General features: G+C 64.5%; 22 protein-coding genes. 13 read left to right on the top strand and 9 right to left on the bottom strand.

All coding sequences use genetic code 11. The features are described from left to right. Window positions 1–2 precede the first annotated feature (2 nt). Window positions 3–530 (top strand): 2OG-Fe(II) oxygenase, encoded by a 528-nt coding sequence (locus tag ABE493_RS10125; protein ID WP_346498804.1) that lies wholly within the window; start codon window positions 3–5, stop codon window positions 528–530. Here ABE493_RS10125 and ABE493_RS10120 read toward each other — a convergent pair. Next, complete coding sequence (locus tag ABE493_RS10120; RefSeq protein ID WP_346498803.1) at window positions 515–2269, bottom strand: tetratricopeptide repeat-containing sulfotransferase family protein; 1755 nt, start codon at window positions 2267–2269, stop codon at window positions 515–517. The two genes, ABE493_RS10125 and ABE493_RS10120, sit on opposite strands and share 16 nt — an antisense overlap. A gap of 844 nt (window positions 2270–3113) precedes the next feature. Here ABE493_RS10120 and ABE493_RS10115 point away from each other — a divergent pair. Both ABE493_RS10115 and ABE493_RS10110 read left to right on the top strand, forming a co-directional pair. Then, the gene (locus ABE493_RS10115) at window positions 3114–3656 is read left to right on the top strand and encodes an AraC family transcriptional regulator (RefSeq protein ID WP_346498802.1); all 543 of its coding nucleotides are present in this window, start codon (window positions 3114–3116) and stop codon (window positions 3654–3656) included. Window positions 3657–4234: 578 nt separating this feature from the next. Next, on the top strand, window positions 4235–5185 hold the full coding sequence (locus ABE493_RS10110; RefSeq protein WP_346498801.1) for a helix-turn-helix domain-containing protein: 951 nt from the start codon (window positions 4235–4237) through the stop codon (window positions 5183–5185). A 16-nt stretch (window positions 5186–5201) separates the two neighbouring features. Here the strand turns inward: ABE493_RS10110 and ABE493_RS10105 are convergent, their stop codons facing one another. The 3 genes from ABE493_RS10105 to ABE493_RS10095 are packed head-to-tail and all read right to left on the bottom strand — an operon-like array spanning window position 5202 to window position 7431. Beyond that, window positions 5202–6638 carry an NAD(P)(+) transhydrogenase (Re/Si-specific) subunit beta gene (locus ABE493_RS10105; protein ID WP_346498800.1) on the bottom strand — a complete coding sequence of 479 codons (1437 nt, stop codon included), beginning with the start codon at window positions 6636–6638 and terminating at the stop codon, window positions 5202–5204. Continuing rightward, window positions 6635–7132, bottom strand: coding sequence for a hypothetical protein (locus ABE493_RS10100; protein WP_346498799.1), 498 nt, complete (start codon window positions 7130–7132; stop codon window positions 6635–6637). The genes ABE493_RS10105 and ABE493_RS10100 overlap by 4 nt, the downstream gene beginning before the upstream one ends. Beyond that, on the bottom strand, window positions 7129–7431 hold the full coding sequence (locus tag ABE493_RS10095) for an NAD(P) transhydrogenase subunit alpha (protein ID WP_057628719.1): 303 nt from the start codon (window positions 7429–7431) through the stop codon (window positions 7129–7131). Before ABE493_RS10095 ends, ABE493_RS10100 begins: the two co-directional genes overlap by 4 nt. Window positions 7432–7572: 141 nt before the next feature. Between ABE493_RS10095 and ABE493_RS10090 the strand changes: the two genes are divergently transcribed. Genes ABE493_RS10090 through ABE493_RS10080 form a run of 3 tightly spaced genes read left to right on the top strand, consistent with a single transcriptional unit; the run spans window position 7573 to window position 8899 of the window. Beyond that, window positions 7573–8124: an RNA polymerase sigma factor gene (locus ABE493_RS10090; protein WP_430980756.1), complete on the top strand. Its 552-nt coding sequence runs from the start codon at window positions 7573–7575 to the stop codon at window positions 8122–8124. A gap of 5 nt (window positions 8125–8129) precedes the next feature. After that, the gene (locus ABE493_RS10085) at window positions 8130–8471 is read left to right on the top strand and encodes a hypothetical protein (RefSeq protein WP_346498797.1); all 342 of its coding nucleotides are present in this window, start codon (window positions 8130–8132) and stop codon (window positions 8469–8471) included. A 5-nt stretch (window positions 8472–8476) separates the two neighbouring features. Further along, window positions 8477–8899 (top strand): DUF3106 domain-containing protein, encoded by a 423-nt coding sequence (locus ABE493_RS10080; RefSeq protein ID WP_346498796.1) that lies wholly within the window; start codon window positions 8477–8479, stop codon window positions 8897–8899. Between the two features lie 646 nt (window positions 8900–9545). On the opposite strand, the gene ABE493_RS10075 is transcribed toward ABE493_RS10080, so the two are convergent. Both ABE493_RS10075 and ABE493_RS10070 read right to left on the bottom strand, forming a co-directional pair. After that, a complete protein-coding gene (locus tag ABE493_RS10075; protein ID WP_346498795.1) occupies window positions 9546–10649 on the bottom strand; it encodes an NAD(P) transhydrogenase subunit alpha in 1104 nt (367 codons plus the stop codon). Between the two features lie 87 nt (window positions 10650–10736). After that, entirely contained in the window at window positions 10737–13040 is a 2304-nt protein-coding gene (locus tag ABE493_RS10070) for a DUF1631 domain-containing protein (protein ID WP_346498794.1), read from the bottom strand. A 311-nt stretch (window positions 13041–13351) separates the two neighbouring features. On the opposite strand from ABE493_RS10070, the gene ABE493_RS10065 reads away from it, so the two are divergent. The 4 genes from ABE493_RS10065 to ABE493_RS10050 are packed head-to-tail and all read left to right on the top strand — an operon-like array spanning window position 13352 to window position 16197. Continuing rightward, window positions 13352–13927 carry a nitroreductase family protein gene (locus ABE493_RS10065; RefSeq protein WP_346498793.1) on the top strand — a complete coding sequence of 192 codons (576 nt, stop codon included), beginning with the start codon at window positions 13352–13354 and terminating at the stop codon, window positions 13925–13927. Then, window positions 13915–14853, top strand: coding sequence for a 5'-3' exonuclease (locus ABE493_RS10060; protein WP_346498837.1), 939 nt, complete (start codon window positions 13915–13917; stop codon window positions 14851–14853). Before ABE493_RS10065 ends, ABE493_RS10060 begins: the two co-directional genes overlap by 13 nt. Beyond that, window positions 14850–15401, top strand: a complete 552-nt coding sequence (locus ABE493_RS10055; protein WP_346498792.1) for an NUDIX hydrolase — start codon at window positions 14850–14852, stop codon at window positions 15399–15401. Before ABE493_RS10060 ends, ABE493_RS10055 begins: the two co-directional genes overlap by 4 nt. Then, the gene (locus ABE493_RS10050) at window positions 15394–16197 is read left to right on the top strand and encodes an N-formylglutamate amidohydrolase (RefSeq protein WP_346498791.1); all 804 of its coding nucleotides are present in this window, start codon (window positions 15394–15396) and stop codon (window positions 16195–16197) included. The genes ABE493_RS10055 and ABE493_RS10050 overlap by 8 nt, the downstream gene beginning before the upstream one ends. 639 nt (window positions 16198–16836) lie before the next feature. Here the strand turns inward: ABE493_RS10050 and pip are convergent. The 3 genes from pip to prmC form a co-directional block, all read right to left on the bottom strand. Then, window positions 16837–17781: a prolyl aminopeptidase gene (gene pip, locus ABE493_RS10045; protein WP_346498790.1), complete on the bottom strand. Its 945-nt coding sequence runs from the start codon at window positions 17779–17781 to the stop codon at window positions 16837–16839. Window positions 17782–17855: 74 nt separating this feature from the next. Further along, window positions 17856–19118 (bottom strand): erythromycin esterase family protein, encoded by a 1263-nt coding sequence (locus ABE493_RS10040; protein WP_346498789.1) that lies wholly within the window; start codon window positions 19116–19118, stop codon window positions 17856–17858. Between the two features lie 227 nt (window positions 19119–19345). Further along, window positions 19346–20188 carry a peptide chain release factor N(5)-glutamine methyltransferase gene (gene prmC / locus ABE493_RS10035; RefSeq protein WP_346498788.1) on the bottom strand — a complete coding sequence of 281 codons (843 nt, stop codon included), beginning with the start codon at window positions 20186–20188 and terminating at the stop codon, window positions 19346–19348. A gap of 299 nt (window positions 20189–20487) precedes the next feature. On the opposite strand from prmC, the gene ahpC reads away from it, so the two are divergent. The 3 genes from ahpC (at window position 20488) to ABE493_RS10020 (ending at window position 23921) form a co-directional block, all read left to right on the top strand. Next, complete coding sequence (gene ahpC, locus ABE493_RS10030) at window positions 20488–21051, top strand: alkyl hydroperoxide reductase subunit C (protein WP_057628729.1); 564 nt, start codon at window positions 20488–20490, stop codon at window positions 21049–21051. 197 nt (window positions 21052–21248) lie between these two features. Further along, on the top strand, window positions 21249–22841 hold the full coding sequence (ahpF, locus tag ABE493_RS10025; protein WP_346498787.1) for an alkyl hydroperoxide reductase subunit F: 1593 nt from the start codon (window positions 21249–21251) through the stop codon (window positions 22839–22841). 147 nt (window positions 22842–22988) lie between these two features. Further along, window positions 22989–23921, top strand: coding sequence for a LysR substrate-binding domain-containing protein (locus ABE493_RS10020; protein ID WP_346498786.1), 933 nt, complete (start codon window positions 22989–22991; stop codon window positions 23919–23921). Window positions 23922–23983: the final 62 nt, after the last annotated feature.

Here is a 23983-nt window from a genome sequence, read left to right as displayed (position 1 = left end):
AAATGTGCGGCAAACTGATCGCGTCCTTCAACGCGCTCTCACGCTTCCAGCAACCCAACGGGCGCGGAGTAAGGCCGGGACTGGACGAGAGTGCATGGACCGAGATGGACCTGAGCCGGCTCTCCGATGCCGGGTTTCTCGCATTCTTCCGGCAGCTGGTGAGCACCGCGCTGCAGCGTTACAACGCCGATGTCGGCCTGCCGGTGGCCATCCCCGACAGCCCCCTGCTCAGCCCGTTGATCATGAAGCGCTACCGCGCCGGCAGCGATGAGAAGTTCCAGACCCACTTCGATTCGATCAACGAGGTCTGCGACCGCTACCTGGTGTTCCTGTGGTACCTCAACGACGTGCAGACCGGCGGTGAAACCTGGTTCCCCGGCCTGCAGACAGGGGTGACGCCGCGCACCGGAAGGCTGCTCATGTTTCCGCCGTACTGGATGTATGCCCACCAGGGGAAGGCCTGCCCGGAGCAGGACAAGTACATCCTCTCCACCTACCTGAGATTCCCCCAGCGTCAGTCCAGCGTGTAGCCATAACGCTGCACCCAGGGTGCAAGGAGGGCCAGCGTCTGCGGGCTGAAATGCGCGCGGTAGCTGCGCCACCTGCCCACGGCACCGGCGTTCAACGGCTGCACGACCTGCGAGTAACTGGGGGTGTTGATGCGGCGGCTTCGGGTGCTGGCGTGCTCGGCGAAGGCTAGTTGCTGCTCCTGCATCGGCTGCGACAGGAACGCCATCAATGCGGACAGCTGCCCCGGCAGATCGGCAACCATGTCCTCATAGCGCAGCACATGTACATGCGCCGGCACCAATGTGCGCTGCTGCTCCCACCATTCCATGATGGCCACGTAGGTACGTGCGCTGGCGTCCAGCGAGGTGAAAGCCATCGCCCCACCATTGCTGCCGAATGCCTGCATATGGCAGCTGAGCACGCAGTCGCAGGGATGCCGCAGCAGCAACAACCACTGCGCCTGCGGGAACAGGCGTGCCACATAAGGCAAGCGCGTCATCGTCAGGGGATATTTGTCGACCAGGCGCCCGCGCGGCAGCAGGTGACGACGAACCTCATCCCAATAGCGCTGGTTCGCCGCAGCCTTGGCGGCCGGCGTGAGTGCATCCAACGCCGCACCGAAATCATCGTCCTGCCACCCGGGCGAAGCCCGCAGCTGCGCTATTGCCACTTCAAGTGCAGGCCGTTCGTCCAGCACATCCAGATCCGTGTGCGCATCCAGTATCCGCTCCAGCAGCGTCGTTCCGGAACGGGGAAAGCCCACCAGGAAGATCGGATCGCGCGGCAGCGCAGGATCGGCCTGCGCCTGTGCCCAGGCTTGCGGTGCAGGCCGCAACAGCCGCTGCTGCAACCAGTCCAGCACCGGCGGCGCAGCAGCACCGGACAAGCGTTGTTGGAACGCCCTGCCCGCTGCGTCGTGGGCAGCCGCCAATGCCAGCATCGCTGGCTCGGCCTGGCGCAACTGATCATGGTTGCGTGCCAACTCGAACTGCAGCTGCGCCTGCATCGCCGGCGCAAGGTCCCGTTGCAATCCATCGCCCAGCCGCAGGATTGCCAGCGGCTGCTGGTGCTGTCTACGCAGTACCCGCGCAGCCGCCAATTCGAACATTCCGCCGCTGCTGCGTGCGTATTCCGCAGGCACGGCCCGCAGTTGCTGATCCGCTTCCTCCACCCGGTTCAGGCGTTCCAGCAACAGCGCGAATTGAACCCGCGACTCAGCGGACTCCGGTGACTCGGCGATCACCTGTCGGTACAACTGCTGCGCGCCGTCATCGTTGCCCGCCTGCGCCAACAACCAGGCCAGAGCCTGGCGTTCGTCAAGGCGCAACGAACCGGCGTGCACCGCCTCAAGACAGAGCGCGAGTTCCTCGAAGCGCTCCAGTTCCGCCAGACTTTGGGCGTAGGCCAGGCGCACGTCGATCGCATCGGGCTCACGCGACAGCGCTGCGCCCAGGTACCGGTTGGCATCTGCAAACCGCGCCTGCCCCAGCAGTGCCAAGCCATAGCCCAGCAGCCAGGCGACATCGTCGGCCCCCAGCGCATGGGCACGTTCAAAGGCGACACCGGCGGCGGCGGCATCCACGCTTTCAAGGCAGGCATTGCCGAGGTTCATCCAGGTGCTCAGCGAATCAGGCTGCAGCGCGGCCGCCCTGCAAAACCAGGTACGCGCTTCCTGCACTCTTGCCTGCCCGGCCAAGGCCATGCCGAGCACTTCCATTGCCGGCGCGAAATCTGGCGCCCGCTCGAGCAAACGACGCATCGCAGCTTCAGCCGCGTCTGGCCTGCCCTGGTGAAGATCCTTCACAGCGTTTTCAAGCTCAACCTGCATCCACGCCCCCGATGGTTACAAGTAGATCCATCCAGACCACGCTGAAATCTTCATTTCGGGTAATCCAAGCGCAAATGCTCGCATGTATTGGCATTGCGGCAGCACGCAGCATAGGACGTGTTCGGGGACTTGGTAAGTCACTCTTCTCTCTGCACAGGTCAGACCTACTCAGCCCAAACGCAGTGGGCACGATGGTCGGCCCCGAACCTACCCGGCAGATGCCGGGTTTTTTTTGGCCGCGGCGAAACGCATCTACGGTCATTCTGAAATTTTCATTCTCGTTGCCAGATTCCAACTGTCATGCGATGTTTTCATCGTGTTTTGGGCACAGCTGTTCAACTGAATTCTCGACCTTCCTTTCAATTCGATCGACCGATCGGACGGTGAAGACGAAGTGAAGATCCAACACCATTGCGTCCATGGTTCCCATGCACTGGTTCTGTCCAGTCAGCACGCCGCAAGCGTGCACGCCACAAGCTGCTCCGGGCGCGGCGCCCGCGTACTGGTTCCCGCAGGCTGGATAAGCGTCACCCTGGTGCTGACCGGCCTGTTGGAAGTCAGCAGCGGCGATGCTCCCTGGCAACTCATGGCCCACCATCTGCAGCTATGGCTGGAAGGCGAACTGCGCCTCACCAGCCGCAGCCCTGCCTGGTGGCTGTGCATCACCGCACCTGCAGCGCTGTGGGAACGGCTGCCGTGCTCACCGCCAAACAACAACCATCTCATCCCTCGGGAAGTGAACTGCGACCGGGAGCTCGCAAGCGCCGTGCTGCACATGGCGCGCAAGCGCTGCTTCAATAACAGCGATGCAACCGCAGTCCAGGACGGGATGTTGCTGCTGCGGGACACGCTGGTGGAGCGGCAGCAACCCTTGCATGGCCAACTCAACCGCTGCAGTGGCCGCACCGCGCTGCGGCGCCATCAGACCCTGCTGCGGCTGCTGCGTGTGCAACACCTGATCCGCTGCAACAGTGATGGGCGATTGGATCTCAATCGCTTGGCGGCCATTGCCAATTACTCGCCCCCGCACCTCATCCGCATCTATCGCGAAGTCTTCGACGAAACACCGTTCGAATATGCCAACCGCCTGCGCCTGCAGCGCGCGTGGGAGCTGGTGCGCACCACGGATCTTTCCATCTGCGAGATAGCCGGCGCGTTGGGCTTCGAAACAGAAAGCGCGTTCTGCCGCTCCTTTAAACAATCCTTCGCCTGTACCGCCAGCCAAGCTCGTCGCGGCGGTGCAGCCAACACCGGTGCAACAGAGGCATCACGGTCAGCGCCAATGCATGACCTGCGGGCTGAACTTGCGACCCAATGAGATGCTGCTCAAGCGCCTGCAGGGCCGCGATGAAAAACCATGTGCAGGTGTGAGCCACCACAACTGAAGCAAGCAGGCGCCTGATCCGTCTGCTTGCCGCTGCGGCTGCGTATGCGGGTCCGGCTGCGACACGCACCGTTCACCGCGCCGCTCTGGCCGCCCTTCCGAACGGAATCCCATAAGGCTGTCGCACCAGCGCCAGTTTGGTCGGGCAGCGATCCGGACTGGACCCGGCTTTCCGCAGGCCAGCCCGCCACAGCGTGAGCCGATGCCTGGATAGCGACCCGTTCAACCTGGCCGGGTGCCGCCGGCTCGCGTGGCGTTTTCGCATACGCCTCAACGCTGATGTACATCAACACTCATTTTCATATCCCCAATTCAGCAAGGTTGCAGCCCACTTGAGCACCTTGGTGATGCGTACAGGTGAGGTATTTGGCCGCTGCCTGCGTCTGAACTGAGTAGAGCTTCACAAAAAGCTCTCACGACGGCCGGGAAAGGTCCCGGCTACAGCGCGTACAGCCGCCGCGTGCGGCTTGGCGCCCGTCGCCCGTTCACGCAGGCACTTGGGGGAAGACGCAGTGGGCATCAGACATCATTCGATTCAAGGTTCGCAGTCGCTGGACCTGACCATGCAACGGCCGGACTGCATTCACGCCATCAGCGGCCGCGGCAAAGGCGGCCGCCTGTTGATTCCCGCTGGCTGGATCAGCACCACGCTGGTGCTGGAGGGCAGCCTGGAGTTGAGCAGTGGCGATCTGCCGTGGTTGCTCGGCACACGCCAACTGCAGCTCTGGGTAGATGGCAGCGTCCGCCTGAACTGCCGCGAGCAGGCATGGTGGTTGTGCATCGCCGCCCCTGCCGCGCTTTGGCAGAAGCCACCGAAGAGCACCGCCTCCATCATCAACTGCCTGATCCCACGTGAGCAGGGCTGTGACAGCAAACTGGCGCGTGCACTGGTGCACCTCTGCCGGCCCCGCTGGTTCCAGCAGGGCAGCGATTCACCCGACCCCACCTATAAGCTGGGGCTGCTGCGTGACGCCCTGATCGAACGCCAGCAGGCCCAGCATCTGCAGCTTGAACGCTGCAGTGGCCGCACCGTGCTGCGCCGCCATCAGACCCTGTTGCGGCTGCTGCGCGTGCAGCACCTGATCCGCTGCACCATCGACACCCGGCTGGATCTGGTCAGTCTGGCCGCAGTGGCCAATTATTCGCCCACCCATCTCATCCGCATCTATCGCGATGTGTTTGGTGAAACCCCCAGCGAATACGCGGCGCGGCTGCGCAACAAGCGCGCATTGGACATGGTCTGCAACACCGATCTGTCGGTCTGCGAGATCGCCGAATCGCTGGGTTTTGAAAGTGAAAGCGCATTCTGCCGCGCGTTCAAGCACGCCTTCGGTTGCACCACCACCGCAGCGCGCCGGGGTCAGCACACACAGCACGGCGCGTTGCTGGCCGCCTGCCCGGCCCCGGCCGGCAGCACCCGGCTCGTTGCCGCAGCTGCGATGGAATGGGCGGTAGCCTCCTGACCACCGCCCATGGCACTCAGTGCCCGCCGTCCAGCGCCTTGAGTTCGCTGACCAGGGCGCTGGCCGCTTCGGCGCCATCGCCGTACAACATGCGCGTGTTGTCGGCGTAGAACAGCGCGTTCTCGATGCCGGCAAAGCCGGTACCCTTGCCGCGCTTGATGACGATGGTGTTCCTGGAATTGACCACATCCAGAATCGGCATGCCGTAGATCGGGCTGGTCGGGTCGGTCTTGGCGACCGGGTTGACCACGTCGTTGGCGCCGATCACCAGTGATACGTCGGTGGTGGCGAACTCGGGATTGATGTCGTCCATGTCGGCGATCAGGTCGTAGGGCACGCCCGCTTCGGCCAGCAGCACGTTCATATGGCCCGGCATGCGCCCGGCCACCGGGTGGATAGCGAATTTCACCTTGACCCCACGCTCGATCAGACGCTGCGCCAGCTCCCAGATCTTGTGCTGGGCCTGGGCAACCGCCATGCCGTAGCCGGGCACGATCACCACGCGCTCGGCGAACGCCATCATCGCTGCGACATCGGCGGCCTCGATCGGCTTCTGCGTGCCGCTGATTTCCGCGCCTTGCCCGCCACCGCCGAAGTTGGAGAACAGCACGCCGCTGATCGGCCGGTTCATCGCCTTGGCCATCAAGCGGGTCAGCAGGATGCCGGCCGCACCGACCATCATGCCGGCGATGATCAAGGCCTCGTTGCCGAGCACATAACCTTCAAATGCCACTGCAAGACCGGTGAACGCGTTGTACAGCGAAATCACCACCGGCATGTCGGCACCACCAATCGGCAGTGTCATCAATACGCCCAGAGCCAGCGCCACCACGAAGAAGCTGATGATCGCCAGCGGCTGCAGGCTGATTGCCGCCCATGCGCCGAGCACCACCATCGCCACGGCAACCAGCAGGTTGAACACCTGCTGCCCGGGGAAGGTGACGCGCTTGTCCAGGCGCCCATCGAGCTTGGCCCAAGCGATGATCGAGCCGGACAACGACACCGCACCGATCGCCGAGCCGATCACGGCCAAAGCCAGCACGGTGTTCGACGGCAAGCGTGCCGACAGATCGGCAATGGCCTGTGCGCTCCAATGGCTGGTATCGCGGTTGGCCAGCTCGGAGAAGCGCAACAACTCCACCGCGCCAATCGCCGCCGCCGAACCGCCGCCCATACCGTTGTACAGCGCCACCATCTGCGGCATGTCGGTGATGGCCACCTTCTTGGCCGACACCCAGGCCAGGCCAGTACCCAGCACCAGTGCCACCGCGATCAGCGCGAGGTTGTGCAGCCCCGGCAGGAAGAACGTGGCTGCGGTTGCAATCAACATGCCCGCGCCGGCCCATTGGATACCGCTGCGTGCGGTCTTGGGCGAGGCCATGCGCTGCAGGCCCAGCAGGAACAGCGTCGCGGCAACCAGATAACTCGTATTGACCAGGATCGATATGCTCATGCACCGGCCTCCAGAGCCGTGTCGATGGGGCGAGGAGACTGCTTGTCGAGGCGATGGTGTTCGCGCATCTCGATGGCGGTTTTCAACAGGCCGATCATGCCCAGGCCGAATGCCACCAGACCCAGTGCCAACTGCGACAGCGCGGTGTTCGTGGCCAGCACGGTGCCCACCAGTCCCAGCACGATAGGCAACAGCGCCTGTGCGCTGATCAACCACAGCATCAGTCCGCCTTTGCGCGGGTCTTGCCATACCTTCTTCGACATCTTGTTCTGGGTTTTGGCCGGATCCTGCAGCGAGGACATGCCTACGCCGACGCCCGCATACAACAGGGCGCTGTTATAGGCATCGAGCGCCCCCTCCATGCCATTGAACAGCGGACGCGCGGCATAGCCGAATGCCACCAACAAGGCCGGATACTGCAGGTAACTGAGCCACTGGAAGACCTGCCGGGCGCTGATCGAGGGTGCCCTGGCAACACCGGAAGGAGAACTCACTTGCCCTTCCCTTCAGGTTTCTTCGAGCTTTTGAACATGTCCAGCATGCGCTCGGTCACCACGTAGCCACCGGCCGCGTTGCCCGCACCCAGCGCCACCGCGATGAAACCGATGATCTTCTCCAGCGTGGTGTCGGCATGGCCGAGCACCACCATCGCGCCGATCAGCACGATGCCGTGAATGAAGTTGGAACCGGACATCAAGGGCGTGTGCAGGATCACCGGCACCCGCGAAATGATCACGTGGCCGGCAATCGCTGCCAGCATGAAGATATACAACGCTACGAACCCGTCGCTCATTGCTTGGTCTCTCCGAGGCTGTAAGCGCCTGTCCGGCATCATAACCATGAGGCCGAAGCCGGCGCGACCGCTGCGTTGTCAACCGATTGGGCGCCCGTGCGTTATCACTCCCAGACACGACCACGACCGGGACGCTACCCTGTGCTGGTGACCAGCCCACCCCTGATGCCGCCTGTTGCTGTACCTGCCTCGCTGGACGCCTTTCTGGCTGGCATCGGCCCGCGCGCATTCCGCTTCGCCGAGGCTGGCCTGCGCCAGCGCGATGACGCCCTGGACGCGGTCCAGGACGCCATGGAGCGGATGCTGGGCTACCGCGAGCGGCCTGCCGAGGAATGGACGCCGCTGTTCTGGAGCATCCTGCGCCGGCGCATCATCGACCTGCAGCGGCGCCGCAGCTTCCGGCTGAAGTTCTGGGCACCGCAGGAAGATCATGACCAGGACAGCGCCATCGACTGGGCCGATGAAACCCCAGGCCCTGCGCAGACACATGAACAGCAGCACGATTACGCGCGGCTGGTACAGGCGCTGCGCCAGTTGCCGGCCCGCCAGCGCGAAGCGTTCAGCCTGCGCGTGCTGCAGGAACTGGATGTCGCCACCACCGCCAAGGCCATGGGCTGCTCGGAAGGCTCGGTAAAAACCCACCTGTCGCGCGCGCGCGACGCATTGCAGAAACAACTGGAGGCCACGCGGTGAACCGCATGCCCGATTCCCACCAAGATTTCGATCGCCACGCCAGGCAGTTGCAGCAGCAGGCCGATGCGGCCTTGTCCACGGCCACCTTGGCGCGGTTGCGGCAGGCCCGTCAGCAGGCCAGCATGGCAGGTGCGCCTTCGACATGGCGCCGCCATCGCTGGTGGCTGGCCACGGCCTGCTCGCTGCTGCTGGCCGTGCCGATAGCGCTGCAGTTCAACACCAGCACGCCGCCCGCTGCGCCGGTGCTTGCCAGCAACGGCAGTGACGCGGGCGATGACACCCTGCTGTTCGACGAAAGCCCCGAGCTGTACCTGTGGTTGGGCTCTGACAACCTGGCGATGGAATGAACATCATGAAGACCACACTCTCCGGCCTGTTGTTGCCGCTGCTGTTGATCTGCGCCAGCGCCCCGGCGCTGGCGCAACAGCCGTTGCCCGAGTGGGACCAGCTCACCCCGGCCCAACGCGAAACCCTGATCGCGCCAATGCGCGATCGCTGGAATGCCTCGCCCGAGCGCCGCCAGCGCACGTATGAACACGCCCGCAGCTGGCAGCAGATGACGCCGGAACAACGCGAGCAGGCACGCCGCGGCATGCATCGGTTCGAAAACATGTCGCCGGGCCAGCGCCGCGACGCGCAGGCTTTGTTCGACAAGATGCGCGGCATGGACAAGGACCAGCGCCAGCAACTACGCGAACAATGGAACAAGATGAGCCCGGAACAGCGCCGGCAATGGGTGGAAGCCAACCCACCAGCACCCCGCTCCCCGCGCTGAACCGTAGTGCCGAGCCATGCTCGGCAGAGGCTTCCCCAGCGCCTCCTCAGCGCTGTGGGAGCGGCGTAAGCCGCGAAGCTGGCGATGTTTGAACAGCCTAAAAGCCAACCCCTCCCCAACCCTTCCCTACGCCTTCGGCGCAAGGGAGGGAGCGTAGTGCCGAGCAACGCTCGGCGGGGGCTTTCCCTGCCACTATCAACGTAGTGCCGAGCCATGCTCGGCAGAAGCTTTCCTCGTGCCTCCTCAACACTGTGGGAGCGGCGTAAGCCGCGAAGCTGGCGACGCTTGAACGGCCTAAAAGCCAACCCCTCCCCAACCCTCCCCTACGCCTTCGGCGCAAGGGAGGGGGCGTAGTGCCAAGCCATGCTCGGTAGAGGCTTCCCCGGCGCACCATCAGCGTAGTGCCGAGCCATGCTCGGCAGAGGCTTTCCCTGCCCACTATCAGCGTAGTGCCGAGCCATGCTCGGCAGAGGCTTTCCCTGCAATGCCAGCGCCTTTGTAGGAGCGGCGTAAGCCGCGAAGCTGACATAAAGAAATTGCAGACACGGTCGCATCCCGCTGGACCATCGGCTTCGCGGCTTACGTCGCTCCCATATGGTCCAGCCGGAAGCTTCAGCGGAGCATGGCTCCGCTCTCGCCTGATCGGTCAGACCGGTGGAATCTCACCACCGGCCGGACGCTGCGGCCACACGGTCTTGGCCAACAACTCGTCGTTCCAGTCGAACGAGAGCTTGCCATCCTTCAGGAACAAGACCACGAAGTTGTACACATTGCGCGCGAACATCTCACTGGCGTGTACTGCGCCCATGCTGGCCAGATTCAGTGGGCCGGCAACGGTCACGCCGCCCACCTCGATGGTTTGACCTGGGACGGTCGATTCGCAGTTGCCGCCGGTTTCGGCAGCCAGGTCGACGATCACGCTGCCCGGGCGCATGCCCGCCACCATTGCGGCGTTGACGATCTTCGGCGCCGGCCGCCCAGGTACCGCGGCGGTGCAGATGACGACATCCACACCCTTCAAATGCTCGGCAAGGCGGCGCTGCTGCTCGGCCCGCTCGTCCTCGGTCAGCTGCCGGGCATAACCGCCCTCGCCCGCCGCGCTGACGCCCAGATCCAGGAATTTGCCGCCCAGCGACTCGATCTGTTCGCGGGTTTCCGGACGCACATCGAAGCCTTCCACTGCCGCGCCCAGGCGCTTGGCGGTAGCCACTGACTGCAGACCGGCAACACCGGCACCAACAATCAACACCTTCGACGGACGAATGGTGCCGGCAGCGGTGGTGAGCATCGGGAAGAAGCGCGGTGCCAGCTGTGCGGCGATCAGGGTCGCCTTGTAGCCGGCCATGCCCGCCTGTGAGCTGAGCACGTCCATCGCCTGCGCACGGGTGGTGCGCGGCAACCGTTCCAGCGGGAATGTCTGCAGCTGCCGCGCCTGCAAGGCCGCCGCACGCGCCGGATCGGCTTCGGGCTGCACGCCGCCGACCAGTACCGCGCCGGGTTTGAGCCGGCCGATGGTCGTCACCGACGGTGCCTGCACGCACAGCAGCAGGTCCGCGTTTTCCAACGCATCACCCAGCTGTGCACCTGCATCCACATAGGCCTGATCGGGGAAGCCCGCGGCCGTACCCGCGCCAGCCTGCAGGTGTACCTGCGCGCCGGCGGCAACAAGCTTCTTCACCGTTTCCGGCGTGGCGGCAACGCGCCGCTCGCCCTCGGCAGTTTCTTTCAATACCCAGACATCTACGGCCATTCCAGTCCTCGATGCGCAACGGATCAACCGCCGGATCGTAGCAAAGCCGGTGCCCTGTGCGGCAGGCCATCGCCTGCCCAACCGCAATCAGTTGGGTACGCCCTGCGGCTCCAGGCGATCAATCACGCCCTGCATGGCACTGTCGAAGGCACCGTCGTCCACATGCGGACGCAGCCGTTCCAGCCGCACCATTACCGCCAGTTCCTCCGGCGAGGCCACACAGAAGCGGATGCCACGACGGTTGACGAACAGCAGGCGCGAGGAAATCGGGCTCACCCAGGACAGCTTGCCGGCCTGCATCTTGCCGTCCTTGTCGATGAAGTCCAGCCAGGTGCCGATTTCCATCCGGCGGAAGCGCTCGGCATCACCGTCGTCGAAATCCTCGGCCTTGGTGGCGGTGCCAAACTCAATGGCCGGGGTTTCCGGGGCCGGCGCTGTCGGCAAGGCAATCTGCGGCAACTCGGGCAGTGCGCGTTCAAGCTCTGGACGCAGCTCGGCAATGGACTGCAGGGTGTCGTGCAGGGCGTCGATGGCGGTGGTGCCGCCTTCGCCGTGCAGGCCGACGCTGGCAAATACCTTGCGCAGGCCCGGCTGGCTGGACTGCAGCCACAGCTTGCCGACGATATGGCGGCGCGCCTCGGCGACCTCTTCCAGCACGTCGTCGGCCAGTTTCAGGGCCTCCGTCACGCCTTCACCTTCGTCGCCTTCGCGCAGCAGGGTTAGCGTGAGGTGGTGGTTCCACGGCTGGCGCAGGAAGTCCTCAATGGCCTTGGGCAGGACCACCCCGGCAACCCGCTTGTCCAGCTCGGCGCTGGCGCGGTTGCGGGCGACTTCCAGCTTCTCCTGCCCGCGCTGGGTTTCGGCGGCGCGGCGCTCGGTGATTTCGATACGGCGACGATGCTGGGCCAGGAAGTCGCGGAACTCTTCCTCCAGCGTGAGGAAGATCGCCAGGTTCTCGTTGAACTCGGCGGTCAACCTTTCAATGATTTCCTCGACCTTGCCCATCAGCGCGCGCTCGGCCTGGCTTTCGCCGGCATTGCCCTCGCAGGCCTCGGCCAGCGAGTTGAGCAGCTTGCGCGCCGGATGGGTCTTCTGCACGAACATGCGGCGGTCGAGCATGGCGACCTTGACGAAGGGCACCACCAGACGACCGATCAGCTCACGCGAGCGGCCTTCCAGATCGCGCTCGTCGAGCATCACGTCAAACAGCATGCCGACCAGGTCGATCGCATCTTCGTCCTGTGGGTCCAGGTGCGCCTGCTCGGGGTCAACCCCAAGCCGCGTGGCACCGGACAGCACTTCACTCTTCAGGCGCTGTGCCAGCGACTCGCCATCCTCGCCCACCGCCGCGCGCAGGGTTGCGCTCGGCGTGGCCTGCAGCAGCGACAGTACCGACATCATCTCGCGCTGGTTCAACGAACGATGCTGGCCGGCTGCGCCGCCCGGCGACGCGTCCGCCGAAGAAGCACCTTCACGGGTCTGCCGGCTTTGCGCCAGCAGCTCGTGCAGCGCTTCGAGCACCATGTTCTGCGGATTGCCATAGGCCTGTTCGGCTTCAAAACCGGCAGCTGCCTGCGCCGCTTCGTGGCCGGCAATGCTGCCGCGGCGCTGTGTCCAGCGCTCGGAGAAACGCCGCGCCCACATCGGCGCATGGCCTGGGTCGAAGCCTTCCTCTTCCGCTGCGGCCAGCGCTGCCTGCTCGGCAGGTGAGCGCTGCGGGGTGGGACGGCGCGGCGCGGCGATCTCGGGCGCGGCACCGGCCTGGGCCAGGCGCTCGTCCACCGATTCGTACAGCTTGCCGACACCGGCGGCGAACTCGCGCTCGCACAATTTGAACAGCACCAGCCGCACTTCAGCGGTCAGGTCACAGGTATAGAACGCCTCGTGCACGGCAACACCGATGTGCTCGGGGCCGATCGGGTTGCTATCGGCATCCAGCGCCGCCACCCCGGCCACCCAGGCCAGACGGTGATCGATGCGCAGCAATACCTGCTTCCAGTCACGCAGCAGCACGGTGGCGAAATTACGCACCGCCAGCCGCGATTCCAGAATGTGCTCGGGCACCAGGCTCAGGCCGCCCTCGTTCTGGCCGGCCAACACTGCTTCAGCCGACTGCGGGGTACCCGCATCCAATGCGGCCCAGGCCTGCTGCAGGTGCGCGTCAAAGCGGCGGGAGATCTCCTCGCGGCGGCGGCGCAGCTCGCGCATGCCATCCAGGAAGGCCAGCTGCGAGGAGCCGGCCGTCTCGGCGCGGTCGAACAAAACATCGTCAAACCCTGCCAATACCTTGGCAAAGGCCTGCGAAAGCTGCGGCAACGAGGCCTCGCGGGCCATGCCAAGCAGCTTCTGGTTGCGACCGGGCTGACCGGCGGGATGCGGATTGGACATCATGCGCAAAGGCTCCACACCCTCACAGGCGCTGATCTTCTGTTAAACGAATTAGGAAATGCAGACACGGCCCCCGAAACCGCACGCGCATGGTAGGCGGAGAAGATGAACAGGGTCAGTGATGCAGTCCGCACTTCCTTCCTCATGAGCCCTTCCCCGCAATAGCAGCAATGCTAAGCGTGTCGGCGATTATTAGCGACCCATACCTTGTTAAGGGCACACAACGCAGCGCACAAAACCGACCCCGGTACGCGCTAAACGGCTGGTACATGGGCGGCGTCTATAATCAGTGGCCGCCTCAGCCCCTGTGAACCATGTCCGACAACTGCTTCCTGCAAGCGCTGGATCAGCGCCATTCGGTGCCCTCCCTGCAACTGGGCGAGCCTGCGCCGGACCCCGCAACGCAGCTGCGCATGCTGCAATCGGCGGTGCGCGTGCCCGACCACGGCAAGATGGTGCCGTTCCGCTTTCTGCGCCTGCAGGGTGAGGCACGGCACGCGCTGGGCGCGTTCCTGGCCCAACGCAGCCGCCAGCGCGACCCCAACGCGGCCGAAGCCGCAGTTGAGAAGGACCGCCAGCGCTTTTCCCATGCGCCGCTGATCATCACGGTGATCGCGCGGCTGCAGGACAACCCCAAAGTGCCAGCCCAGGAACAGCTGCTCACCGCCGGCTGCGTCTGTTTTGCCCTGCTGCAGGCCGCCCAGGGCTGTGGCTTCGGTGCGCAATGGCTGACTGCCTGGATGGCCAACGACCCGGAAGTCGCCCGTCACCTGGGCCTGGCCGACAACGAGCGGATCGTCGGCTTCATTCATATCGGCACGCCGAAGATCGCCGTCCCCGACCGCGACCGGCCCGACCCGGCCAGCCTGCTGCAGGACTGGCAGCCGTGAGTGCTCCGCTGCAACCGCTGTATCTGGTTGATGCCAGCCTGTACGTGTTTCGCGCCTGGCATTCCATCCCGGATGAATTCCAGGATGCCCAGGGCTGGCCGGTAAACGCAGTTCACGGTTTTGCCCGCTTCCTGCTGGACCTGCTCGAACGCGAACGCCCGCAGCATATTGCCGTGGCCTTCGACGAAGCGCTGGACAGCTGCTTCCGCCACGCGATCTACCCACTCTACAAGGCCAACCGCGACCCGGCCCCGGATGCGCTGCGGCGCCAGTTCGCCCACTGCAAGGCGCTGTGCGCCGCGCTGGGCCTGGAAGTGCTGGCCGACCGCGAATACGAGGCCGACGACCTGATCGGCAGCGCCCTGCATGCCAGCCGCGGCCGCCTGCGCGGCGTCATCGTCTCGGCCGACAAGGATTTGTCGCAACTGCTGCTGGAACATGACGAGCAGTGGGATTACGCCCGTAACCAGCGCTGGGGCGCCGACGGCGTCAAGGCGCGCCAAGGTGTGCACGCGCATCAGGTTGCCGACTATCTGGCCTTGAGCGGCGATGCGGTGGACAACATTCCCGGTGTTTCCGGCATTGGCGCCAAGTCGGCGGCGGTGCTGCTGGCCCATTTCGGCAGCATGGATGCCCTGCTCGAACGCATCGACGAGGTGCCCTTCCTGCGCCTGCGCGGCGCCGCCACCATCGCGGTACGGCTGCGCGAGCAGCGCGAAAAGGCGCTGTTGTTCCGCCAGCTCACTACCGTTGCCCTGAACGCGCCGCTGCACAATGCCGCCGGGGGCTTCCTGCGCAACAGCGGCGACGGCGACATGCTCGGCGGGCTGTGCGAGGCACTGCGCCTGGGCCCGATGACCCGGCGCCGGCTGATGACAGCGGCCGGCCTGCAATCCCCTTCCACTCCTGCCAACGAGTTCGCATGAGCCACAACACCGCCGAACCCCGCGTCGTCTACGAAGGCAAATACCAGCGCATGCTGGTGCGCGGCACCTGGGAATACAGCGAGCGCACCCATGCCGGTGGCCTGGCCGCGATCATCATCGCGGTCACCCCGGACGACGAGGTGCTGTTCGTCGAGCAGTTCCGTGTGCCGTTGCAGGCACGCACCATTGAAATGCCGGCCGGCCTGGTCGGTGACGTCGATGCCGGCGAATCCATCGAGGTTTCGGCCATACGCGAGCTGGAAGAAGAAACCGGCTGGACCGCCGACCATGCCGAAGTGTTGATGATAGGCCCCACCTCGTCCGGCGCCAGCAACGAGAAGATCGCCTTCGTCCGGGCCACCGGCCTGCGCAAGGTCGGTGCCGGCGGCGGCGATGCCAGCGAAGACATCACCGTGCACACCATCCCCCGTGAGCGCGCGGCCGCCTGGCTGGTGGAAAAAATGGGCGAAGGCTACGAACTGGATGCCAAGTTGTGGGCCGGCCTGTGGATGATCGAGCACCATCTGGATGGGCGCCCGCGTGGCTGATTCAGGCTTGCACAGCATTACCCCGCTGCTCGGCGCCGATGATCCGGCGGTGTTCACTGTGCACAACCCGCAAGGCACTTCACCGTTCCTGCTGCTGGCCGACCATGCCGGCCAGCGCGTGCCGCAATCGCTGGCTGCGCTAGGCTTGCCGCAGGCCGAACTGGACCGCCATATCGGCTGGGACATCGGTATTGCCGGCACTACCCGCGCGCTTTCCCAGCGCTTGGATGCCTGGGCCATCGAGCAGACCTATTCGCGCTTGCTGATCGACTGCAACCGGCCGTTGGTGTCGCCAACACTGATTCCCGAAATCAGCGATGGCACGCCGGTGCCGGCCAATCTGGGCCTGGACCAGCTGCAACGGCAGCAGCGCATCGACGCCATCCATGCGCCCTATCACGCCCGTATCGATAGCGAGCTGGACCGACGCCGCGACGCCGGCGTACCGACCCTGCTGGTGATGATGCACAGCTTTACCCCGGCCATGAACGGTATGCAGCGGCCGTGGCACGCCGGTGTGCTCTACCACCAGGACACCCGCTTCGCCGATGCGCTGCTGCAGGCATTGCGCGAGGAAGGCGATCTGGTGGTTGGCGACAACCAGCCGTATTCGGTAAACAGCAGCAGCGACTATGCGGTGCCAGTGCATGGCGAAGGCCGTGGATTGGTACATGTGGAACTGGAAATCCGCCAGGACCTGATTGCCGATGCCGCAGGCCAGCAGGCCTGGGCGGAGCGGTTGGAGCGCGTGTTCCGCAGCCTGCAGCCGAGGCTGCTCGCCCTGCAGGAACCTTGAGCAGCCTTGTGGGAGCGGCGTAAGCCGCGAAGCTGGTGGCCGGTCGGACACAGCGTTTGCAGGGCCCCTGCCGAGCATGGCTCGGCACTACAGCTGCCGCTCTTTTGTGGGAGCGGCGTAAGCCGCGAAGCTGGTGGCCGGTCGGACACAGCGTTTGTAGGGCCCCTGCCGAGCATGGCTCGGCACTACAGCTGCCGCTCTTTTTGTAGGAGCGGCGTAAGCCGCGAAGCTGGTGGACGGCCCGATGGAGCGCTTGTAGGGCGCCTGCCGAGCATGGCTCGGCACTACCGGAAGCGTTGCGTTGTCCACATAGGCTGTGCCCTGAGGGTTACACAAGCTGTGGATAAGGTTGCGCAACCTTTGTGCGACGGACCTTTGCAGCCACTGGTCATTTTTTGATCAAGCAGAGCCCCTGTAGTGCCGAGCCATGCTCGGCAGGGGCTTTATCAGCAAACCAACAACTGCGGGAACCGCACCGGGTGGCCTCAAACAATCCGCCGCGACGCTGGCGACAAAGTCAGGCGCGCATTTCTGCCATCTGATCGTCTACCAGCTTCGCGGCTGATGCCGCTCCCACAATCTGAGGGCTCAGCGGTAACGCCCCTGCCGAGCATGGCTCGCACTACAGGGGCGTGCTTATCAACCGGCGAAGCCGTCGGTGGCGCGTACCAGTGCGTCCACGTTCTCGGCTTCGAATGCCGAGTGGCCCGAGGCCGGGCTGATCTGCAGCTGCGCCTTCGGCCAAGCCTTGTGCAGTTCCCAGGCATTGGCCAGCGGGCACACCACGTCGTAGCGACCGTGCACGATCACGCCGGGGATGTCGGCGATCTTGTGCGCGTCGCGCAGCAGCTGGTTTTCCTCTTCGAAGAAGCCGCCGTTGACGAAGTAATGGTTCTCGATGCGGGCAAAGGCCAGCGCGAACTGCGGGTCTTCGTGGCTGTTGATGAAGTCGTCATCCACGTGCAGGAAGCTGGTGGCACCTTCCCATACGCTCCACGCTTTGGCGGCCGCCAGCCGGGTGGCCTCGTCTTCGCTGGTCAGGCGGCGATGGAAGGCCGAGATCAGGTCGTGGCGTTCAACCTGCGGGATCGGCTTGAGGTAATGCTCCCAGGCATCCGGGAACAGGCGGTTGGCGCCTTCCTGGTAGAACCACTCCAGCTCCCAGCGGCGCAGCATGAAGATGCCGCGCAGCACCAGTTCGGTGACGCGCTGCGGGTGGGTTTCGGCATAGGCCAACGCAAGGGTGGAACCCCAGCTGCCGCCGAACACCTGCCATTTGTCGACGCCGAGCTTTTCGCGCAGCTTTTCAATGTCGGCGACCAGATCCCAGGTGGTGTTGTCCACCAGATCGGCATGCGGGGTGGAACGGCCCGAGCCGCGCTGATCGAACAGGATGATGCGGTACTTGGCCGGGTCGTGGAACTGACGCATCTTGTCGCTGCAACCGCCACCGGGGCCGCCGTGCAGCATCACCACCGGCTTGCCGTCCGGGTTGCCGCATTGTTCGAAGTACAGCGTGTGGCGATCGTCGACCTTGAGCGTGCCGGTATCGTAGGGCTCGATGGCGGGATAGAGCGTGCGCATGGCAGCCTCGCAGGGAACAGGACGGTTAGTTTAGCGCAGCGTTGTTGCTGTCTTGTCTGCGCTGCAATGCCACTTCAGGGCGTTTCGTAGGTCGCGGGGGTGATGCCATCCAGCAACCAGATGCCGTCGAAGCGTTGCCGCGCTTCGGGCAGGCTCAGCTCATCGGCGTAGTCCATGCCCCAGAGCCGGCTGGCCGGATCGTCCTCGCCGGGCAAGCGGCCTGCATGCAGATCGATGAACACCGCAGCGGCTGCGGCAGTTGCGGTCAAGCGCGACTCCAGTTGCGACGGCCGTGCTTGGACCTTGCGAACCTGCTGATCGATGTAGTCGAGGTAGCTCCCCTGCGCGCCGGCGTAATGCAGCACATAGGCCTGAGCCTGCAGCGCCCCTGGCAAGGCGCGGGTTACGTTGTCCACCGGCGGAAAACCACGCGGATGACCATCACGGTAGCCGCCGAGTTTGTTCAGGTGGGCGTAGTGCCCCCAGACGACCGCTTTGCGCCCCGGGTAGGCCTGCTCCAGCAGCCATTGCAGGTTGCCGGCCATGACCGGATCGTGTTCATCGAACGCACGCAGCTGCCAAGCCACTTCCGCCATGCGTTGCAGGCTGGCGTTGATGCGGCGCCAGAAGCCATCGCTGTTGAAAACATCGCCGCCATGCTCGGCATCCGGGGCTGGCAGCAGCTGCAGCAACCATTGCGAATCATCGAGGAATACCTGGCGCGCGCCGGCATCAGCCGTTGCCAACTGGCCATCCAGCAATCGCTGCACTTGTTGGAGGTGGTGTTGCAGACGTTGCTTCTGCGCCTCGTCCAGCGGCCGAAGCAGTAATCGCTCACGCAACTGCGTTACCAGTTGCCGACGCGAGAACGTCCCGCTCAAGCGGCCATCGAAGCCAGCCAGCTGCATCGCACCCGGCGCATCGCGTTGCGCGTCCAGATAGTCGTACAGCGGCCACACCTCGGCGCTGTTGGCATACATGTAGAAGATGTTGCCCGCTGCGTTGGCACGCAACGGCAGCCTTGATTGCCAAAGACGGGTGACATCGAACAGCCCGCTTTCCAGCACCAGCAGGTCGAAGCCTTTGCGCTCGTGCAGGTAGCGCACGGTGTGCACCTTGCTTTCGTAGATATTGCCTTCGCCATGCGTGAGTTCGTCGAGCATGACGATGCGTTTGTCGCCGATGGCCTCACCCAACGGTGCCAGATCGGCATAGTCGTCCTGGGTTGGCGTGCTGGCTCGCACTGGATGGACGGGGGCTTGTCTGCTGGCAGCCGACGTTGGGGTGCAGGCCAGTGATGTGGCCAGTAGTGCAGCAGTGAGCGCGGTACGGATCATCGGCATCCCCGGTTTGGAAACGGCGATGCTACGGAGGTTCAGGGGTGCGTCATACGGACAGAAAATGGCCTGAATGACGCACTGGAATGACACTTTATGGCGCTGCTTTGGCCTTTGGCTTATTGGCTTGATGCCGTCATTCCCGCTTTTGCGGGACTGACGAGCTGAAGCAGAAGCGAGAGCCGACAGCGATAGCAACGGCGAGCGCCAAAGCAGAAAACTCAACCTCAACTAGGCCAACGCCCCAGCGTCACCCGATCGCGCTGTTCCAGATCCTGCACCGTCTGCGCTTCCACAAACCCGGCCTGCTCCAACAGCGCGCGGATCGCCTCGCCCTGGTCCCAGCCGTGCTCCAGCAGCAACCAGCCGCCCGGCACCAGGTGTTCGTGTGCGCCGGCGACAATCTCGCGGATCGCATCCAGCCCATCAGCGCCCGAGGCCAGTGCCGGTGGCGGCTCGAAGCGCAGGTCGCCCTGCACCAGATGCGGGTCACCCGCGGCGATGTACGGCGGGTTGCTGACGATCATGTCGAAGCGGTCCGCACCCAGCGCCGTATACCAGTGCCCGCGCCGGAACCAGACATTCTCCAGGCCATGCGCCTGTGCGTTCTTCACCGCCACCGCCAGCGTCGGGCCCAGCACATCGGTCGCCATCACCGTGGCCAACGGGCGCTCGCTGGCGATGGACAGGGCAATCGCACCGCTGCCGGTGCCCATATCGGCTACGCGCACCATGTCGTCGGCTGGCAGCCGGGCCAGCGCCTGCTCGACCAGCAGCTCCGTCTCCGGGCGCGGGATCAGGGTGGCGGTATTGACCTGCAGGTCCAGGGTCCAGAAGCCGCGACGGCCGGTCAGGTAAGCCAGCGGGTGTCCCTCGGCACGCCGCGTCAGCAGTACCTCGAAGCGTTGCCGGGCGTCGGCGTCCACGTCGTCGGTGGCATGGGCGAACAACCAGGCCCGTTCCACACCCAGCACGTGGATCAGCAACTGCTCGGCCTCATGGCGGGCATCTTGGCCCGGCAGGCGCGCAGCGGCCTCCCGCAACAGCTCGGCAACCTTCAACGTGGACACTTCATTACCTCTTCGCAGCAAGTTTCTGGACGGCGAGGATAGTCAGCGCGCCCGCCCCTGCCTACCGCCATGATCTTTGCCCAAGGATTAATCCCATCTATGTCGGGCCGTTCAGGCAGGCGTCCGATGGCTTGGAAAGCCGGCAAAGCACCCGATATCAGGCCTTGAGGCAGACATACGGCGTCGATTGATAGCTTTTACCTATTGATACGATGCATCCAATTCATTTGTCTTATTAGTTTCTGCCTATTAGTCTTGCTCCATCGATTCACCCAGCCCTACCACCAAGAGGAAACTTCATGTCCCTTATCAACACCCAGGTCCAGCCGTTCAAGGTCAATGCTTTCCACAACGGCAAGTTCATTGAAGTCACCGAAGAGTCGCTGAAGGGCAAGTGGTCGGTCCTGATCTTCATGCCGGCCGCGTTCACCTTCAACTGCCCGACCGAGATTGAAGACGCCGCCGAGAACTATGCCGAGTTCCAGAAGGCCGGTACCGAGGTCTACATCGTGACCACCGATACCCATTTCTCGCACAAGGTGTGGCACGAAACCTCGCCGGCCGTGGGCAAGGCCAAGTTCCCGCTGATCGGCGACCCGACCCACCAGCTGACCAACGCATTCGGCGTGCACATCCCGGAAGAAGGCCTGGCCCTGCGTGGCACCTTCGTGATCAACCCGGAAGGCGTGATCAAGACCATGGAAGTGCATTCCAACGAGATCGCCCGTGACGTCTCCGAGACCCTGCGCAAGCTGAAGGCTGCCCAGTTCACCGCCGCCAACCCGAACCAGGTTTGCCCGGCCAAGTGGAAGGAAGGCGAGAAGACCCTGGCTCCGTCGCTGGACCTGGTCGGCAAGATCTAAAGCCGTACCGCACTCCCACCCCGCTTCACGGCGGGTGTGGGGGTGAACCGCAGACTGTTTGACGCCAGCCAGCACGGCGCCAGCCAGCCGAGCAAGCAGGCTGCGGTTCACCCCTACTTTCCAAGGCGACCTGCCCCCACGCAGTGACGTCACTCCCCAGTATTGCCTCGACGTTTTGCCTCGATAGGAGATTGTCCATGTTGGATGCCAACCTGCAGACCCAGCTCAAGACCTACCTGGAACGGGTTACCCGACCGATCCACATCACCGCGCACGCCGATGACGGCGAAAAGTCGCAGGAGATGATGGAGCTGCTCAACACGCTGGTCACCCTGTCGGACAAGATCACGCTGGACGTGCGCCGTGACGGCCAGGGCCGCGTGCCTTCCTTCGATCTGGACAGCCCGGGCCAGAACATCGGCCTGACCTTCGCCGGCCTGCCAATGGGCCACGAGTTCACTTCCTTCGTGCTGGCCCTGCTGCAGGTCGGCGGCCATCCGTCCAAGGAATCGGCCGAGCTGCTGGAGCAGATCCGCGACCTGAAGGGCGAGTACCGCTTTGAAACCTATTTCTCGCTGTCCTGCCAGAACTGCCCGGACGTGGTGCAGGCGCTGAACCTGGCAGCGGTGCTGAACCCCAACATCACCCACGTCGCCATCGACGGCGCCCTGTTCCAGGACGAGGTCGAGCAGCGCCAGGTGATGTCGGTGCCGACCGTCTACCTCAACGGCGAAGTGTTCGACCAGGGCCGCATGAGCCTGGAGCAGATCGTGGCCAAGCTGGACACCGGCGCCGCTGCCCGCGACGCGGAGAAGATCAAGGCCAAGGATGCATTCGACGTGCTGGTGGTGGGCGGTGGCCCGGCCGGTGCCGCGGCGGCGATCTATGCCGCACGCAAGGGCATCCGCACCGCTGTTGCTGCCGAGCGTTTCGGCGGCCAGGTGCTGGACACCATGGCGATCGAGAACTTCATCTCGGTGCAGCACACCGAAGGCCCGAAGCTGGCTGCCGCACTGGAAGCCCACGTACGTGAGTACGAGGTCGACATCATGAACCTGCAGCGCGCTACCAAGCTGGTGCCGGCCGGTGCCGATGGTCTGGTCGAAGTGCAGCTGGAGAACGGCGCCTCGCTGAAGTCCAAGACGGTGATCCTGTCCACCGGCGCCCGTTGGCGGCAAATGAACGTGCCGGGCGAGAACGAGTACCGCAACAAGGGCGTGGCCTATTGCCCGCATTGCGACGGCCCGCTGTTCAAGGGCAAGCGCGTGGCGGTGATCGGCGGCGGCAACTCCGGCGTGGAAGCGGCCATCGACCTGGCCGGCATCGTCAGCCACGTCACCGTGTTCGAGTTCGACAGCAAGCTGCGCGCCGACCAGGTGCTGCAGGCCAAGCTCAACAGCCTGCCCAACGTGAAGGTGGTGCTCAACGCACAGACCACCGAAGTGCTGGGCGACGGCCAGAAGGTCAATGGGCTGGTCTATACCGACCGCGCCGGTGGCGATTCGCACCGGGTCGAGCTGGAAGGCATCTTCGTGCAGATCGGCCTGCTGCCGAACACCGAGTGGCTGCGTGGCACGGTGGAGCTCAGCGATCGCGGCGAGATCATCATCGATGACCGCGGCCAGACCAATGTGCCGGGCGTGTTTGCTGCCGGTGACTGCACCACGGTGCCGTACAAGCAGATCATCATCGCCATGGGCGCCGGTTCGACCGCCGCACTCAGTGCCTTCGATCACCTGATCCGCTCGCCGGTGCTGCAGCCGGCAGCGGTAGAGGCTGAAATCGCCTGATGCTTGAAGCCCCTCTCCTGCGGGAGAGGGGTTGGGGTGAGGGTAAGACCTTCTGCAATCTTGGAAAACCTGGGCCTGGCCCAACCCTCATCCGCCCCTTCGGGGCACCTTCTCCCGATAGGAGAAGGAAACACCCGGGAGCCCGACATGAATCTTCGTGACCTGAAATACCTGGTGGCGTTGGCCGAGCACAAGCACTTCGGCCGGGCGGCGGCGGCGAGCTTCGTCAGCCAGCCCACACTGTCCACCCAGATCAAGAAGCTGGAAGAAGAACTGGGTGTACCGCTGGTTGAGCGGGCGCCGCGCAAGGTGATGCTGACCCCGGCCGGGCGCGAAGCCGCCGCGCGCGCGCGCAACATCGTGGCCGAAGTGGAACAGATGAAGGAAGCTGCGCGCCGTGCGCGCGATCCGGAAGCCGGCACCGTGCGTCTGGGCATTTTCCCCACGCTGGGCCCGTATCTGCTGCCACATGTGGTGCCGGCCATCCGCCAGCGCTTCCCGCAACTGGAAATGCTGCTGGTCGAGGAAAAGAGCGACGTGCTGCTGGCGCAGCTGCGCAATGGCCAGCTCGACGCGGTGGTACTGGCCTTGCCGGTGGCCGACGATCAGCTGCATACCGAGTTCCTGTTCGAAGAGCCTTTCGTACTGGCCGCGCCGGAAGGCCACCCGCTGACCGCGCACGCCTCCCTGACCCTGGACGACCTGTCCGACCAGCGCCTGCTGCTGTTGCAGGACGGCCATTGCCTGCGCGACCAGGCGCTGGATGTCTGTCATATGGCCGGTGCACTGGAGAAATCCGAGTTCCAGGCCACCAGCCTGGAGACCCTGCGGCAGATGGTGGCGGCCAACGTCGGCGTCACCCTGCTGCCGATGCTGGCGGTCAAGCCGCCGGTGGCGCGCTCGGAGAACGTCAGATTGATCCCGTTTTCGGGCAACCCGCAGCCGAACCGGCGGATCGGCATGATCTGGCGCCGCAGCTCGGCCATGGGTGCCTTCCTGGAACAGTTCGCACAACTGTTCAAACAGTTGCCGGCGGGCTTGCTGGAGGCGCCGGCGGAGGCTGCTCGGGTTCAGGCTTAAAAGCTTACCCCTCCCCGGCCCTCCCCTGCGCTGCGCGCAAGGGAGGGAGCCAAGCCTTGCCC

The organism is Stenotrophomonas terrae (genome assembly GCF_039674165.1).
Lineage (GTDB): Bacteria > Pseudomonadota > Gammaproteobacteria > Xanthomonadales > Xanthomonadaceae > Stenotrophomonas > Stenotrophomonas terrae_A.
The sequence above is the reverse complement of the archived record's forward strand: the minus strand, read 5'-3'. Positions and strand labels throughout refer to the sequence as shown.